This window comes from Methanospirillum sp. (assembly GCF_035560735.1).
In the GTDB taxonomy this organism is placed as follows: Archaea; Halobacteriota; Methanomicrobia; order Methanomicrobiales; family Methanospirillaceae; genus Methanospirillum.
In genome coordinates this window covers 1-16457 of the sequence record NZ_DATMYY010000017.1, presented here as the reverse complement: position 1 = coordinate 16457, position 16457 = coordinate 1, and the positions used below count along the sequence as shown (strand labels likewise).

Below are 16457 nucleotides of genomic sequence, written 5' to 3'. Positions count from 1 at the left end.
GATTTGTCTCGTGGAGTCTACTCAATTATTTCGATTACAATCGCGATTTCAACTGAAAATATCAAATAAAAAGTATTTAATACCATCACAGGTGATTTTTCTATTACGCCTAACCAGATTTTGTGTGGTATTGGTTAGGTTATCTGTGAAGGTGTGACTAAACTATGGTATTTCATCCACCAGTGCAAATAATTGCAAAAGGAGCAGGAGCAGGCAAGTACAAGACTGGCCTGGAGTGGTGGAACATGGTCCTTCGGGGCTTTATGTCCGGTGCATACATCGCCATGGGAGGAGCCTTGGCGACTGTCTGTTCAACCGCTGTTGCCGATAACCTCGGTGCAGGTTTCGGCCAGCTCATTCTGGGAGCAGTGTTCCCTGTTGGGCTTATTATCACCGTCCTCACCGGTGCAGAACTCTTTACCGGTGATGCAATGCTTGCACCACTGGCAGCATTCATCCACAAGATCAGCTGGGGCTCAGTTATCAACCTCTGGATCTGGGTGTACATCGGAAACCTGATTGGTTCACTCTTCTATGCATACATCATGGCAAACGGTCCGTTTGTCACATGGAACGCAGCTGGAGTAGCAACAGTCAACGCCTTCGGTCTGAGGGCAGTCAGTATAGGTATCGCTAAAGTGAGTTACTTTGGTATAGCAGGTATGTGGTCTGCGTTCCTGAAAGGAATCGGCTGCAACTGGCTTGTTAACCTCGCAATTCTCCTTGGTATCTGTGCAGATGATGCAGTCGGTAAGTTCTTTGGAATTTGGTTCCCGATCATGGCCTTCGTTTCAACAGGGTTTGAACACTGTGTTGCTAACATGTACTTCATCCCTGCGGGCATCATGACTTCAGGATACCTGAATGCCGATCAGATTGCAAATATAACCCCTGCAAAACTGGCAACACTGAATTATGTGACAATGTGGACCAACAACGTCATCATAGTCACAATCGGAAACGTCGTGGGCGGACTTCTCTTTGTTGGAGTGATCTACTGGATCGCATTCAAGAAAGAGATCGAAGCACTTGAGTAACCCCCCCTTTTTTTTATGCAAATTCGTTCATTTCCTGTAAAACCTTCGCTTCTTCACCTTGGTGTCTTCGGTTTCTTCGCTATCTTTCTCCTCTGGTATATTCTGGTAACTGGAGAGTACAAAACGCTTATCTGGGCTGTTCCTACGCTCATATTTCTGCTTATCATCCCAATGCTACTCAATTACATGAGCCAGAAGGAGTATGAGGGACTTGTTCCGGTGTATGAAACCGAGGCAAAGACTCTCAAGATACGGGAGATCACAGACAAGATGATATCACGACCTGTCAAATTCCAGGCAGTTGTCGATGAAGTACGTTTCAGATCCCTAAACAGACCACATTTTGTAGTCAGTGACCGAACCGGAACAACAACGGTGAAGATGTTTACAACCCCCCGTGAGGATGTCAGAGCAGGTGACCTCGTTGAGGTGCTCGGACAAGTGATACACCGCTATATCGTAACCGGTGATCCGGTGATCAACGGTGTTTCAATACGGGTGTTAGCACCCAAAGGTAGTGCTAAAGAAAAGAAAGTATGAATATCAATGGAAGAGAACTGACCGAACTTCCATTGTGAGACCCATCAATCTATTTTAAACGATAGTTGTTAATAATCTCAAACACTGATACGGTAAAATGGTCATGAAGGTGTACCTCGACGTCTGTTGTTTCTGCCGGCCATATGACGATAAAACCAGTGAAAGGATACGGCTTGAAGCTGATGCAGTATTATCAATATTTGAACGATGTAAGGCTGGAGAATTGATTTTACTGGGAAGTGTGGCACTCGACGAAGAGATTTCTTATATAGGAGATGATGAAAAACGTGGTCAAATAATCAGTTCTCTATCATTAATCCATCAGTATGTTGAGATAGATGCTAAAGTGCTCACAATTATGCAGGATTACCAGTTAATGGGATTACACACATTTGATGCTCTTCATTGTGCATGTGCAACAAAGGGAAATGCTATATTTCTGACAACCGATGATTATATTACTAAAACCATACGGAAGCAATCACCGTTTGGATTGTATGCATGTAACCCAGTAACCTGGATTATGGAGGCAAACGATGAAAACAATCAGTGAAATCCGCAAGGAAGGCATACAAGCACTGACTCAGGCTCTCGGACCTGTAGATATGGCACGATTTATCTCAAGTTATGAGAATGGAAGTGGAGATTATACTCGTGACCGACATCAATGGCTACCGAATGACCCTGATGAAATAATACCTAAGATCCTTGAAAGACAAAAAAATCGCAACGATAACCTCTGATATAGTTTTCCTCTTGATTCACAAGACATCTCAATACAACCTTCAGAAATAGTAACTATTCAACACACGTAAAAAATTGTTTCCCGCAATCTAAACTTAAAGAAATAACGTTACATCAATCTTCCAGAAAAAATTCAATCTCCAGGATTCCTTCTGGACTAAAAAAACAGACACAATTACCTCTTAAATGGATTATTAATCCTGCTGATCAGTTATATCCTGAATAATCCCGTCAATACTAACCACTCGGCCTGATTCATCAGAGACCGGTCTGCCCCGCTCGCTCAGCATCCGAACCCTTCCCTGCTTGTCGATGATCCGGTACTGAAGATCGTACGGCTCACCGGATATGATGGCATTCATCTTAGTCTGGATCACCTGATCCTTCTCTTCAGCAAGAATCAGGGGAATGAGTGAACTAATCTGACCGCTGGCAAGTTCTTTTGCAGAGTATCCGGTCAGGGTCTCAAAGTGATCATTATAGAACTCGACGTCTGAATCAGAAAGAGAAATTCTGAAGACGATTCCGGGAATATTCTGTGCCAGGGTCCTGAACTGCCGCTCACTCCTGGCAAGAGCCTCACGGGACTGGAACCGCACGATTGTACTCCCGATAAGCGAGGATGCAATCTCCATTGCGTAGATCTCCTTCTTGCTCCAGACCCGCTCAAACTTGCTCTCAAGAAACCCGACACAGCCACGGATCTCACCATCAATAATCACCGGAACCAGCAGAATTGATGCAATCCCTGCCAAATCAAAGACGACCTGATCCAATTCAGGCAGGTTTTTCACCAGGCGAAATGCAGTCTTCCCTTCTGTAACCAGGTCTTTGATCACCTGATATGAAGTACCATCGCTACTCTCATATTCACGGTAAAATCTTGAAAACTCATACGAATACGGATCAGAAAACCACGACCCTTTGAATGGAATGGATGTGAGCGGGTTTGAATCCCTCTTTTTCTCAAACAGACAGATCCCGCTCACGTCTGCCGCTTCACCAATGAGCCTGATGGTCTTTTGGACACAGTCCTGGAAGTTGGTTGACTGCAGGATGTTGGAACCAGCCTGGCTGATCGCTTCAAATATCTCATTCTGCCGCTTGATCTCAAGTTCCATCAGTTTTCTGGCTGTAATATCCCGGAGTGTCTCGATAACACCGATGACATTGCCCTGGATATCATAGAGCGGTGCTGCCTTGATCCAGAACCACATGAGCACACCCGTTACCGGATTGCGGGTCTGGATGTCGACCATGATGGTATCCCCTTCTATAACCGGGTGTTTATACCGGGAAAGAATGGAAGAATCACGTGTCAGGATGTAATCGGGAAGAATCGGGACATTTTCTCCATAGAGGGCCTCTGTATATGCATACCCTGCTTTTCCGATGATCTCGTGTTTGGGAACACCGGTGAGGTCCTCGATCTCCCGGTTCCACCCGGTGACAACCCCGTTTGTGTCAAGAACAAAAACCGGATCAGGAAGAAACTCAAGGATGTATTCGAGCCTCAGGAGTGCTTCCTGAATCTCTGCCTCTATGCGTCTCCTCTCGGTGATATCCCTGGCTATTGCGAGTGCTACCGGTTTTTCCTGTAATGAAAAGAGGTGGACATTCACCTCAACCGGAAGGATGGAACCATCACGACGAATGAGATCTATCTCAAAGAATGCCTGCCTGTTCTCAATGAAGGTCCTGATAATGTCCTCTATGAGAGGGTAATCCTCCTCCCGTACTATGTCAGAAATCCCGAGTGATGAGAATTCACTCTGCGAATACTGAATCATCAGGCAGGCATTGTTATTCATCTCAAGTGATTCAATACCGGAGAGATCAGATTCCAGTTTCATGAGGATGATAGCATCCTTGGCACTCTGAAAAAGCCGGCGATACTTTTCTTCGCTTAATGCCAGCCTGGTTTCTGCTTCCAGCCGCTCGGTGATGTCACGCCAGACTGAGATATACTCCTCTATCTCCCCGCTCTCTGAGAGGAGCGGAGTGGTAGTTGTCTCAAACCAGATCCATTCCCCATTCAGATTTCTGAACCTGAATGAAGCTGGAGGCTTGTGAACAAATCCCGAAACATCCCGCAGTTCTTTTCTCAGGGCTGCATAGTCATCAGGATGAATAAATTCTGAAATATTGCGGCCTTTAATCTCCTGAGAAACAAAACCGGTGAGCATTGCACATGCTGGAGAGACATATGAGATCGTTCCTGCAACATCCCACCTGATGATGATATCACGGACGCTCTCGGTAATGAGCCGCAGGTTTGACTCGTTAACCCTGATAGCCTCAAGTAACGTATGCTTTTCTGTAATATCCTCGCCGTTGATGACAAGGGCTGGCCGCTCCTGGAAAAATGAGACCGATGATATAGTAAAGAGATAGGTCCTGGTATTATCATCTTGATCAATACTGGTCTCAAACGACCTTGTCTCTCCTGCACTCACGATTCTGACCTCCTGCGTAAAAGCAGGCCCGAAGATCCGCTCAAGCTGGAGAGATTCGATACTGAGCCCTATTACTGACTCTGATGTTGAGTTAAAGAGACGAAGAAAAGTGTCATTCACCCACCGGATCGTCAGATCTGTGTTGAGAATGATCAGGATATGGGAAGAGAAATTGAGCAATGAGGACTCAGGTTTTACATCAGCAATATAGTATTTCTTCTTCTGTCCATGCTCCCGCATCTCAAGACGCCCGGATAAGACCAGGCTGTCCAGATACCTGGCAACCGTGTGCCTGTGGTGGCCACATAACTGTGCCACTTCAGAGATGCTGAGATACCTTTTCCCATGGGAAAACGCCGAGATAATATCCTCAAAGATGGCATTATTCCGCGACGTCATCTGCATCACTTTCGATGTTATAAGGTTTAGTTATTTGGACAACGGAAAATGGGGGTATAATTCATGGGATATTGAAATATTCTATGCTCATTTGCACTGCAACGGGCATTGCAGATCAGATGAGCTAACGAATCATACCTCGGAAGACAGGCTAGTCCTACCTGAATACATAAACATAGAATGGGATCACACAAGCAGGGCTGGGCTGTATACCATCCCTCATACTCACCCTGCATCCCTTCTTTGTACATGATATACTATTTTATGCCGCGTCTGACCCAATTCTGATAGAACCACGAGGGAACTGTATCTCAAACCGAACCCCTTCGCCTGGCATCCCGGTCTCTGATATGGTTATACCGGTAACTGCAAGGATCTCTTCTGACAAAAAGAGACCGTGACTTGCTGAAAGCCCATACTCATGCGAGAAGATCTCCTTTTTATCCTGAACCGGGATACCCACACCGTCATCCTCATAGATCAGCACCGGTACATCCTCATGGTTCTCGATACTGAACCGAATCTTCGTTGTCTTCTTTCCGTGCCTTACCGAATTGTCTATCAGTTCGGCAAAGACCTTCTCAATAAGAGGGTATGCATTGACTTTCACACTCTCGGGAATCCGGCAGTCAACCCGCACTAAACCGGCAGGAATCTCTCTGAGCGCATTATGTATCAGATCACGAAGGTCGATCCAGGCCGGGCTCTGGACCACCGGGTCAAGAGTCTCACAGGTGATCCGGACAATGTTGAGAGCCTTTTCAACCATTCCGTATGCTTTTTTAAAGTACCCGGGTTCAACCTGCCCTTCTTTCTGCCCGAAACTTGCCTTTTCCATATTGTGATAAATAGAACTCAACTGGGTGAGGAGGATATGATGGATGATGCTCCCCATGTACTGGAACTTCTTGTTGGATCTCACAAGGGCTGTTTCAAGTCTACCGCGCTCGATATTCTTGTTGTGGAGTTCTTCATTTGCCTGTTTAAGATCAGAGACCGCTTTCTGCAGCTGGGCGTTGAGGTAATGCAGACGTTCGTCAGCTACCTGAAGCTCGCAATTGTTCTTGATAGCGGTCTCATAGGTTGAGAGGAGGATGTTGAGTATCTGCATCCGTCCGGACCGTATTTCGTACTTATGATTTGAAAATGAGACCGCAAGTGGATCAGAGATAACTTCAGTTTGAGCCTGCTTTGCTGATTCCAGCGTTCCGATGATACGTGAATAGATCCAGTCAGCATCATACGGTTTTATGATAAAATTGTCTGCTCCGTATTCGAGGGCTTTTATGACATCTGACGGATTATACAGATATGTAACCAGAATTACCGGGATGGACCGCGTAGCAGGGTTCTCTTTGATCCTCCTACAGAGTTCATACCCATCCATCGGGGACATGATAACGTCAGTTAGAACAATGTCAGGATGCTGCTTTTCTATACTCTCAAGTCCTTCCTGACCATCGGCAGCAATAACTACCTCATGTCCTCCTTTCTCGAGAATGTAGCGAAGTGACTCTGCCTGGGTGCGGTTATCCTCCACAACCAGTATCTTTTGGGTAGACGTTCTCGGCATCAGACACAACCAGTTCGGAAATCGTTCACTGAGTAGTGAATTCAATCCTATATAGTTCACGCCATCACCAATATCGCTAAAAAGAGAAAGGAGGAGCTCGGAACCCTATTCAAAGGGGTTTTATATTCAGGGGTTAGTTAAAGGACGGAGTTGCTGTCGGGTGGAGCATTTCGGTCTCACTCAGACCTTCAAAGACACCGACGGTCTTAATTACAAGGTTATTCTGTTTAGCTTCGTTGATCAGATTGCGGGATTCCTTGCTGACACCGTTGGAGAGAACCAGGAGATGGGTTGCATATTCTGCCATGCGGGAGTCACGGACCATACCTGCTGCATTGAGGTCATCCTGCCAGTTTGGAGCAAATTCTTTGTATTTGATTCCCTTTGATTCTGCATACATCTTTGCGATCATATCAACACCGGTTGACCCGCCGGCGATAATCTCGTCAACAACCCCGATTTCAGCGATGAACTTATTGATCTCTGCGAATACTGCATCTTTTCTATTACAGGTCCGGATACCGGAGACGATTAATTTTGCCATGATAATTTTCCGTAAATCTGTGCTTGACAGACCTTTTCGGCTGCACAGATGAACAAACTACGTTGCAGATCATCGCATATGAACCCGGTTTCAGAGGAGGCCGGATGAGTTATATTTTTATAGAAGCCTGAACAGTCAACTGACTGAATCAAACAAAGTAAAAGTCAGAAAAAAGGATCAGGATGATTTTCCATCATGTTTCAGAGGCTTTCCAGGATCTACCACTTCAAGTTTGGCATCAGAGATGCGGTAGTATAATCCAATCACCCTAAGTTTACCTTCACGTTCTGAATCACGGACGATCTTGTAGGTACGCAGATGCTTGAGCTGGAGCCTTACATTCTCAATCTCAAGGTTTGACTGCCACTCTTTTGCTTTCTCTGGATCGTCAGGGTACGGATTCTTCTCAGTTACAGTTGCAAGGGCTGGTTGGGCATGACGGAGCCAGCCGGGGATAAATGCGTCATCTCCGCAATGACGGTGAGCCAGGGCATGCATCGCTCCGCATCCTTCGTGTCCACAGACAACGAGGGTATCAACATGGAGATGTCCGATCCCATACTCAAGGAACGTTCCGACATTCCAGTCACCGGGTGGAACAATGTTGCCGATGTTCCGGTGCACAAATATCTCACCAGGTTTTGCATGACAGGTTATCTCTGGAGCGACCCGTGAGTCGCAACAGCTGATCATCATCACATGGGGACTCTGGCCTTTCAGAAGTTCTTTATAGTACTCAATATTTTCAGAAAACTCATACTCTACAAAGTGGTTGTTTCCTTCCAGTAATTTTTCAATACCCATACTCTGCTCCGAAGACAGGAACAATAATGGATTGCTAGCGATGTAGAAAAATGATCCTAAATAAATCAGAGGAGGTTATTGGACTTAAATTGAGAATAATGCCCAGGATTAAAGTTTTGCAATCAAAATCCCATAGGAGTCCTGTAACAGAGGGATTAAATAGAGTAATACAGTCTGATTTACTTGGGGATATTCAGAGGGTCAGGCGCTCTGACAGTATGCTGATATCAGGAAAATGTCGATAATTCTGACGACAAACCACTGACTCACATATAAACATCTCTATACTGGTTGAAGTTAGATTGACCCATGCGCCAAATGGGTTATCTATACATGGATTTTCCACGAACGATAACCTGATAAATTCAGGCAGGTCTTTGGCGATTTTCATGCATTATATAATCAGGATCCAACTCCTTCTCCCTGGGATGACATGCATCCATTCTGCAATACCGATCTGACGACCTTCGCTTCTATCACATACTCACGGTTTTATCATGATTGATCTCTTTATTCCTGCTGTCTTTTTCTTTCTTGCAGCAGGTGCCATACCCATATGGCTCACAGGCATCAGATCGTATCGTTATTGTTCACTGATCCAGGGCTGTGCAGGTGTACTTACAATCCTGGCCTCTGCTGCAGCCCTGCTCCACATCACCGGAGGAGAACTTATCTCGTTCTCTCTGACACCCCTCTTCCCGGTTATCCTTGGAATTGACCGCCTGACTGCAGCCTTCTCTCTGCTTCTGGGCATTCTTACGATTGCAGTCTGCTGCTATAGCCCAGGATACATTTCCAGGATGCATGGGGAAAGAAGTCGCGATCTGCTCTGCAGCCTGATCCCAATCTTTCTCGCCAGCATGCTCCTCGTTGTTCTTTCAAGGACAACATTTGCATTTCTGTTCTTCTGGGAGGTTATGGCTGTCTCATCGTTTTTCCTGGTCCTGATCGAGTACCAGGAGGAAAAAACCAGAAGAGCCGCATTTTTTTACCTTGCAATGACCCAGCTCTCCACAGTCTGTATTTTCCTTGGTGTCATCCAGTTATACCTGAATTCAGGCTCGTTTGAATTCCCGACAGGAATATCCATAACAACACTCCCCGGGCTGATGGCATTTCTATCAATATTTCTTGGAATTGCAATCAAGGCAGGGGCAATACCGTTTCACAAGTGGCTCCCGTACGCCCATCCTGCTGCTGCATCCCCGGTCTCGGCTCTGATGTCTGGTATGATGCTCAATACAGCCCTTTACATGCTTGTCCGTGCAGTCACCGGTTTTTTTATTCCAAATATCACATCAGGTCTTGTAATTCTTTTCTTTGGATGCCTTACTGCAGTACTTGGCGTAATGTATGCAGTAAAAGAGCAGGATCTCAAAGGACTGCTTGCATACTCTTCAATAGACAATACCGGGGTTATCCTGATCGGAATTGGATTGTTTGTTGTCTTTACGGCAACCGGTCATCAGGCAATCGGAACGATGGCACTTCTTGGGGCAGTGTTTCATGCTGTCAGTCACGGCCTCTTCAAGGGACTCCTCTTTCTCACAGCCGGATCAGTGAACGTGGCAACCGGGACTCGAAACATTGATGAACTCGGTGGTCTGCTGGTCAGAATGCCATGGACAGGTGGACTCTTTTTTGTTGGTGTCCTCGCAATCTCAGCTCTTCCTCCCCTCAACGGTTTTGCAGGAGAATTGCTTATTTACCAGGCACTTATCACCGGGCTCATGCAGTCTGAGCCTCTCATGCAAGTGCTCCTTGTCATCGTCCTCTCACTCTTCGGTCTCACCGGGGCCTTAACTGCTGTCTGTTTTGTTAAGGCCTTTGGGCTTACATTTCTCGCACTCCCAAGAACACCGGCAGCAAAACAGGCACACGAAGTTCCACTCATGATGAGGACCGGCCCTGCAGTCTTATCTATTGCCTGCATCCTTTCCGGGATCTTTTCATCGCAGATCCTCGCAGTCCTTGGATACCCCGGATATCTGCCAGATCTGCTCCTTCTCTCGATTCTTCTAATTGGGGCACTGGCACTTACATATGCTGCGGTGTATTCTTTGGCATCACGGGAGACACGGATTTCCATCACCTGGGGATGTGGAATGCAGGATCCCACAAGCAAAATGGAGTATACCGGATCAGGGTTCACCGAGCCGGTTGTCAGAATCTTTGCTCCGATATTCAGGACACGAATCACATTTTCTAAAGAGTATCAGGATTCTGAACACTGTTTTGTCAAAGCCGGTGTAGCCAGGATTGAACTCATGAAGTTCTTTGAAGAGTACCTGTATCTCCCGGCTGCCAGGCTGATAGACTCATATGGTTCAGCGATTTCACAGCTCCAGAACGGTAATGTGGACACATATGTCCTGTATGTGTTCGGTGCTGTCGTCGTGCTTGTTGTTGTTATGGGGTGGCTTGCATGAGTTTTACTCCAGTCATTGCTGGCCTGTTCAATCTCGGATTTGTCTTGTTAATATCGCCTCTTTACATGACTGTTGTTAAAATAGTCAAGGCACGGGCGCAGAGACGGGCAGGACCTCCCCTTCTTCAGGGATACTACAATCTTGCAAAACTCTTCAGAAAAGAGGTGGTATACTCAGATTATGCAAGTTTCATCTCACGTGCAGCCCCTTATGCCTCACTTGCCATTCTGATGGTCGCTGCCCTTCTTGTGCCTGTGATCTGGATCCCTGATGCAGCACCTGCGGAAGGAAACATCATCGTCTTTTTGTATCTCCTTGCATTCACCAGGTTCCTGCTTGCACTCCTCGGACTTGACGCAGGGAGTACGTTTGGAGGTATGGGAAGTTCCCGGGAGATGAGCCTTTCTGCTGTGATAGAGCCGACAACAGTCGTTGTATTCGCCGCTATGGCATATGTTGCAGGCACCCTCTCAATTCCTGAAATGTTCAGGCATGCTACAACAATAATCCCGAGCATGAGCCCGACCATCCTTCTCCTCTCGGTCTCACTCTTTATCCTGATCATCGTAGAGACAGGCAGGGTTCCGGTTGACAACCCTGAAACACATCTTGAACTCACCATGATTCATGAAGGAATGCTTCTTGACACATCAGGGAGAAATCTGGCACTCTTTGAACTCTCCCATGCTGTGAAACAGACCCTCATGATGGCACTGCTCATCAATATTCTCATCCCATTCGGAATTATTCAGGAGGCCTCAATCGTTGGGCTTATCCTGGCTGCAATCCTGTTTCTCATCAAAGGAACTGCACTTTCAGTCCTGATAGGCATTGTAGAGTCATCCTTTGCCAAAATGCGATTCTTCAGGGTACCGGGCCTCTTTATGATGGCGTTCTTCTTCTCGGCACTGACTATCCTGAGCGAGGTGATGTTATGATCGAGCCCAGCATGGTCTCTTCTCTGCTCAGGATATGCCTGATCCTGGTTCTGATATCAGCTGCATGCCTGCTTACGACAAGAAACCTCTCGTCACTAGTCAGGACATATGCACTCCAGTCGCTGATCCTCGTCGCTATCGCCATTCTGATTGGTGTGATAGAAAACAATAGCATCCTTCTCCTGATTGCAGGAATTACCCTGGTTTCAAAGGTGATAGGGATTCCCTGGTTCATCAGGATCATACAGCAGCGGATAAAAATTCAGCAGGATCTCAAGTTCAGTTACCTGCAACCCGGAGGGGCCCTTATGGTCAGTATGCTGCTGATCCTGCTCGTGTATCTCTGTTTTTCTCGGGTGCTCAAAGATCTCTTCACAGAAAACAGTCTCTTTTTCATGGGATCAGTGATCGGGGTCTCGCTGATGCTGATGGGTCTTATTGCCATCTTCACCCGCCAGCTTGCAATCACCAAGGTAATAGGATATCTCTCGATGGAGAACGGGGTACTCCTCTTCGGTTTATTCGTGACTGAACTGCCGTTCATTACCGAGTTTGTGATCATGGTGGATCTGATCATCCTCGTGCTTCTGACAACAATCCTTACCGTAGGGATGGATTCAAGCATCGACGCTTACACAAACAGGCTGAAAGAGTTTCATCTCTGGTCTGAAGAAGAGGTGCAGGCATGACATTGCTTGTGGCTCTACTTTATCCGGCTGTCACTGCCATTATTCTCCTGCTCCAGGCAGTCCAGCATTCACACAGGCAGATGAGTCTGCTTGGAGTGATACACTCAGCAGTTACTCTCCTCATAACCATCCTGCTTATGGCAATGCCTGATGCCTGGACCGGGCCATTCTTCATGGTTGACCACCTGAACCTGATTCTGATGCTGGTAACCGGAGTAATATTCACCTGTGCCAGCATCTATGCAGTCGGATACATAGACGGACTTGTCAAGGCAGGTGAACTGAGCAGACGAAGCCTGCGAATATTCTATCTCGGGTTTTCGCTTCTGCTTTTTGCAACTACGATGGCATTTTATGCCCCTAACGTGGCACAGTTCTGGATATGTGCTGAGCTGACCACCGTCTTCTCAGCCCTCCTTGTCTCCATCCTTGCGGTAAAAGAGAATATCGATGCATCGCTCAAGTACATCTTTGTCTGTTCCACATCGATGCTCTTCTCATTCATCGGGGTTATCTTCCTCTTTGAACTCATTAGGCAGAAGACCGGAACTGGAAGTCTGGACTGGCAGACCATTCTGGCAGAAGCTCCATCATGCAATAACGGGATGCTCATGATTGCATGCATCTTCTTCTTCATTGGATTTGCAGCAAAATCAGGAGTTGTTCCGCTTCATACCTGGCTGCCTGAGGCACATGCAAAAGCACCATCTGCAGTCAGTGCTGTTTTGTCAGGAGCAATCCTGAATGTAGGCATGTATGGAATTGCCCGGATGGTCGGGATTGTTCACCAGACTTCCATTGCACCCAGGATATCACTGCTGCTTATCATCTTTGGAATGCTCACCATGTCGGTAGCATGCTTTTCGATGCTCAAACAGACCGGGATAAAGCGACTGATTGCATTCTCATCAATAGAGAACATGGGCTTTCTCCTACTTGCATCAGGAATCGGAACACCAGTTGCATTCTTCTGGATGATCTATCACATGATGGGCCATTCGGTTGTGAAGGCAGGCCTCTTCTTCTCTGCCGGAATCCTGCACCGCCAGTTTAAATCCCATACCCCGGGAACAGAAGATCAGATCGGTGATCTCTTCAGATTGCAACCGTTTGCAGCAGTGGCCTTCATTATTGGATCGGTTGCAATCATTGGAACACCATTCTTCCCTCTATTCCTTTCAAAGTTTGGAATCCTGCTTGAAGGAGGAAAACTTTCACTTTATATCCCGCTGCTGGCATTACTTCTCTTTGCCCTTGCAGGAGTCGCCATATTCAGATTTATTCTTGATATCATGGGAAAGAAGTTTGCAGAAGGAGAGGCTCCACTGCAGTACATCGTGCCAATCTGGATGAAGGTACCGGTCGTGTTCCTGCTCGCTCTTTCAGTTTTTATGGGAATCCTGATGATACCGGGAGAAGAGGCATTCCTTTCTGCAGCCGTTCATGATATCGGGATCGGAGGAGGTATATGACCCAGACATTCTCCGGCGGAATATTGATGAAAGAGGATCAGACCGCCCGGTACTACCACATTCCTGATGGAGAGATCGTTTCGATAATCAAAGAACTAAAAGACCAAGGACAGAACCTCATCTCGATCTTTTGTGTAGAAGAGTTTGAGGGAGTAACTGGATGCAGCCTACTCTACATCATAGAAGAACAGGGATCAGAGAAGATGCTGATTCTTGTTTCGCTGGACTGCGGAGCAGCACATCGCTCGGTGTCAGGGATATTTCCTGTTGCTTCCCTCTTTGAACGGGAGATTGCAGACGGTTTTGGAATCATCTTCACAGGAGCGTTTGATACCCGAAGACTCTTCCTTCATGAAACATATCCAGCAGGGTTCCATCCACTCAAAAAGGAATTCCATAACAAACCACCGGCAGCAACCGAAGAGAATAAACCTGGTGATCCATACCAGTTCAAAACCATCGAAGGGAGCAGCGTCTTTCAGGTACCGGTCGGCCCGGTCCATGCAGGTATCATAGAACCGGGTCATTTCAGATTCAGTGTCATCGGTGAGACTATCGTGAATCTTGAGATACGGCTTGGATATCTTCACCGGGGACTTGAGAAACTTGCTGAAGGAAAAACCCCGGAGCAGGTTGTCAGAATTGCTGAATCCATATCTGGTGATGAATCAGCTGTGAACGCCTGCGGGCTGTGTATGGCAGTTGAGCAGATATGCGGAGTTACCGTTCCACCCCGTGCAGAATATATCAGAGGAGTACTTCTTGAACTTGAACGGGCCTTCTCACTTCTCTCAGATCTTGCAGGAATGGTAACTGACATCGCTCATCCGGTATCTGCAAGCAGGTTCATGGTTCTTCGTGAACGTATACAGCGAGAAGCAGACAAGATCTGTGGTTCACGGTTTCTCAAAGGTGCAATCTGCCCTGGTGGTGTATCAGATCAGATATCAAAAGAATCTCTGGACCATCTTTTCAAAATAACAGGTGAGATAGAGCATGAACTTGATGAGATTGCAGGATGGGTGCTCTCTATCCCATCGGTTATTGACAGGTTCGCAACCACCGGGGTTGTTCATCCCGGACTGGTACAATCTCTTGCTCTTTCAGGCCCGGTTGCCCGGGCCTCGGGATCGTTTGCTGACACCCGTATTGATCACCCCTATGGAATCTATCACGAGAGGATACCGGGACAGGCTTGTGAACAGGGAGGCGATGCTCTTGCACGGTTCTCACTCAAACACCAGGAGATCCGCTCATCACTCCGGTTGATCCAGGAACTGCTTGTTTTTCTTCCTGAAGGCCCTGTAAGAATCCCGGTTCAGGTTCGTGACGGGTTTGCACTTGCAATGGCCGAGTCTCCCAGAGGAATGGTGCTGCACTGGGTATACATCAGAAACGGGGTCGTTGACCGGTATAAAGTCAGAACAGCGTCTTTTTGCAACTGGTATGCGATAGAACATGCGGTTATCGGTAACATCGTTGCTGACTTTCCGGTAATTAATAAGAGTCTGAATCTCTCATATGCAGGAACTGATCTCTGATACCATGATTGAAACTGTTGTAAATCTCTTTAAAAGACCACTCTGTAATGAAACTACACTCAAATCATACCTGAACGGAAGTGAACAGGAAATCCGGGAGATAACTGAGACAAGCGAGATCAGAGAGAGACAGGAAATAAAAGAACTCAACACTGCCCTGCATCAGGAGATCAAACGGCTATTTGGCAGAAGCCTTGCAATCAGGGAGGTTGATTGTGGAAGTGATAATGCAGCAGAGATTGAACTTGGAAACCTCTCTTCTTCATATTATGATATTGAACGTTTCGGGATCACATTTGTTGCTTCACCACGACATGCAGATGCCCTGATGGTCACCGGGGCAGTGACCCGTGCTATGGCTGATGCACTCAGGAAAACGTACGATGCAACTCCTAATCCCAAGATCGTGATTGCAGTCGGTGATGATGCATGCACAGGCGGGATATGGAAGGGATCATACGCAGTGCTTGGTGGGGTTGATGAGGTCATCCCGGTAGATCTGAAGATCCCGGGAAATCCTCCGAGGCCTATTGAGATCATAAAGAGTCTGCTTTTCCTGCTCAAATCACGGGAGACATAACCCCTGGTAGCCCTGCCCTGATCACCAGGGCAGCAGCACCAAAAGCAGATCAATGATTATCGGAAGAAGCAGATTGTCATCAATGGGACTCCCAAGTTCAACAATACCGGCTACCACCGAAAGAACAGCTGCCTTAACCGGGTCCATGAAGAATAACAGAACAATAAAAGTCACGATTATTGCTCCACCAGAACCCTCTATGGATTTGTGATTGATGATCCTGATCCTGCCGTACCGCAGACCGATAATAGTAGCCATTCCATCAAGCACTGACAAAATGAGTATACCCTGGGCTGCAACGGCTGATGGAAAGAGAATCAAGGTAACAAGAGCTGTAAATACAAAATAAAAAGCCCCTTTACCGGGAAAAACACCCGGCCGCTCAAGATGGAATATGAGTTCATGTATCAGCGGAACATTGATTTTCCGCATCTCAAGATCGATAAACCAGAGCCCGACAAGTAATCCTACTCCAAGGATTATGAGGGTGCTCTCTTTTGGAACATAGTAGATCAAAAGCGTGATAAGCAGGCCGAAGACCATATGGACGATCTTACGCCAGAACTCATTCATTACCAGTTATCTGTCCTTGAGATGATTAACTATGCCGATATTAAACCATACTTTCATTGCCCAATTACGATATTTATGGCAGTCACAAATATATACAATATAATTGTCCACCATTTTTCTGATATCTCAATATCAGAA

General features: G+C 46.6%; 15 protein-coding genes. 10 read left to right on the top strand and 5 right to left on the bottom strand.

Annotated features, from left to right (window positions below; genetic code table 11):
• The first annotated feature begins 164 nt into the window (after positions 1-164).
• The 4 genes from VN429_RS00565 (at position 165) to VN429_RS00550 (ending at position 2320) form a co-directional block, all read left to right on the top strand.
• Positions 165-1037, top strand: coding sequence for a formate/nitrite transporter family protein (locus tag VN429_RS00565; protein WP_325628646.1), 873 nt, complete (start codon positions 165-167; stop codon positions 1035-1037).
• Positions 1038-1052: 15 nt separating this feature from the next.
• Positions 1053-1577, top strand: a complete 525-nt coding sequence (locus VN429_RS00560; RefSeq protein ID WP_325628644.1) for a nucleotide-binding protein — start codon at positions 1053-1055, stop codon at positions 1575-1577.
• 103 nt (positions 1578-1680) lie between these two features.
• Positions 1681-2130 carry a PIN domain-containing protein gene (locus VN429_RS00555; RefSeq protein WP_325628642.1) on the top strand — a complete coding sequence of 150 codons (450 nt, stop codon included), beginning with the start codon at positions 1681-1683 and terminating at the stop codon, positions 2128-2130.
• On the top strand, positions 2114-2320 hold the full coding sequence (locus VN429_RS00550) for a hypothetical protein (protein ID WP_325628640.1): 207 nt from the start codon (positions 2114-2116) through the stop codon (positions 2318-2320). Before VN429_RS00555 ends, VN429_RS00550 begins: the two co-directional genes overlap by 17 nt.
• Before the next feature lie 195 nt (positions 2321-2515).
• Here the strand turns inward: VN429_RS00550 and VN429_RS00545 are convergent, their stop codons facing one another.
• The 4 genes from VN429_RS00545 to VN429_RS00530 all read right to left on the bottom strand — a co-directional run bounded on the left by VN429_RS00545 (position 2516) and on the right by VN429_RS00530 (position 8097).
• Positions 2516-5176: a PAS domain S-box protein gene (locus tag VN429_RS00545; protein WP_325628638.1), complete on the bottom strand. Its 2661-nt coding sequence runs from the start codon at positions 5174-5176 to the stop codon at positions 2516-2518.
• Positions 5177-5438: 262 nt separating this feature from the next.
• Positions 5439-6749 carry a hybrid sensor histidine kinase/response regulator gene (locus VN429_RS00540; RefSeq protein WP_325628635.1) on the bottom strand — a complete coding sequence of 437 codons (1311 nt, stop codon included), beginning with the start codon at positions 6747-6749 and terminating at the stop codon, positions 5439-5441.
• A gap of 133 nt (positions 6750-6882) precedes the next feature.
• Positions 6883-7293 (bottom strand): DUF2493 domain-containing protein, encoded by a 411-nt coding sequence (locus VN429_RS00535; RefSeq protein WP_325628631.1) that lies wholly within the window; start codon positions 7291-7293, stop codon positions 6883-6885.
• Positions 7294-7470: 177 nt separating this feature from the next.
• Complete coding sequence (locus tag VN429_RS00530; protein WP_325628629.1) at positions 7471-8097, bottom strand: carbonic anhydrase; 627 nt, start codon at positions 8095-8097, stop codon at positions 7471-7473.
• A 497-nt stretch (positions 8098-8594) separates the two neighbouring features.
• Here VN429_RS00530 and VN429_RS00525 point away from each other — a divergent pair, with 497 nt between their 5' ends.
• The 6 genes from VN429_RS00525 to VN429_RS00500 are packed head-to-tail and all read left to right on the top strand — an operon-like array spanning position 8595 to position 15746.
• Positions 8595-10526, top strand: coding sequence for a proton-conducting transporter transmembrane domain-containing protein (locus VN429_RS00525; protein ID WP_325628627.1), 1932 nt, complete (start codon positions 8595-8597; stop codon positions 10524-10526).
• On the top strand, positions 10523-11464 hold the full coding sequence (locus tag VN429_RS00520; protein ID WP_325628625.1) for a respiratory chain complex I subunit 1 family protein: 942 nt from the start codon (positions 10523-10525) through the stop codon (positions 11462-11464). The genes VN429_RS00525 and VN429_RS00520 overlap by 4 nt, the downstream gene beginning before the upstream one ends.
• Positions 11461-12153 (top strand): hydrogenase subunit, encoded by a 693-nt coding sequence (locus VN429_RS00515; protein WP_325628623.1) that lies wholly within the window; start codon positions 11461-11463, stop codon positions 12151-12153. Before VN429_RS00520 ends, VN429_RS00515 begins: the two co-directional genes overlap by 4 nt.
• Positions 12150-13625, top strand: coding sequence for a proton-conducting transporter transmembrane domain-containing protein (locus VN429_RS00510; RefSeq protein WP_325628621.1), 1476 nt, complete (start codon positions 12150-12152; stop codon positions 13623-13625). The genes VN429_RS00515 and VN429_RS00510 overlap by 4 nt, the downstream gene beginning before the upstream one ends.
• Positions 13622-15166, top strand: coding sequence for an NADH-quinone oxidoreductase subunit D-related protein (locus VN429_RS00505; protein ID WP_325628619.1), 1545 nt, complete (start codon positions 13622-13624; stop codon positions 15164-15166). Before VN429_RS00510 ends, VN429_RS00505 begins: the two co-directional genes overlap by 4 nt.
• A gap of 4 nt (positions 15167-15170) precedes the next feature.
• Positions 15171-15746 carry an NADH-quinone oxidoreductase subunit B family protein gene (locus VN429_RS00500; protein WP_325628617.1) on the top strand — a complete coding sequence of 192 codons (576 nt, stop codon included), beginning with the start codon at positions 15171-15173 and terminating at the stop codon, positions 15744-15746.
• A 21-nt stretch (positions 15747-15767) separates the two neighbouring features.
• Here VN429_RS00500 and VN429_RS00495 read toward each other — a convergent pair whose 3' ends face one another.
• The gene (locus VN429_RS00495; RefSeq protein WP_325628614.1) at positions 15768-16289 is read right to left on the bottom strand and encodes a diacylglycerol/polyprenol kinase family protein; all 522 of its coding nucleotides are present in this window, start codon (positions 16287-16289) and stop codon (positions 15768-15770) included.
• Positions 16290-16457 lie beyond the last annotated feature (168 nt).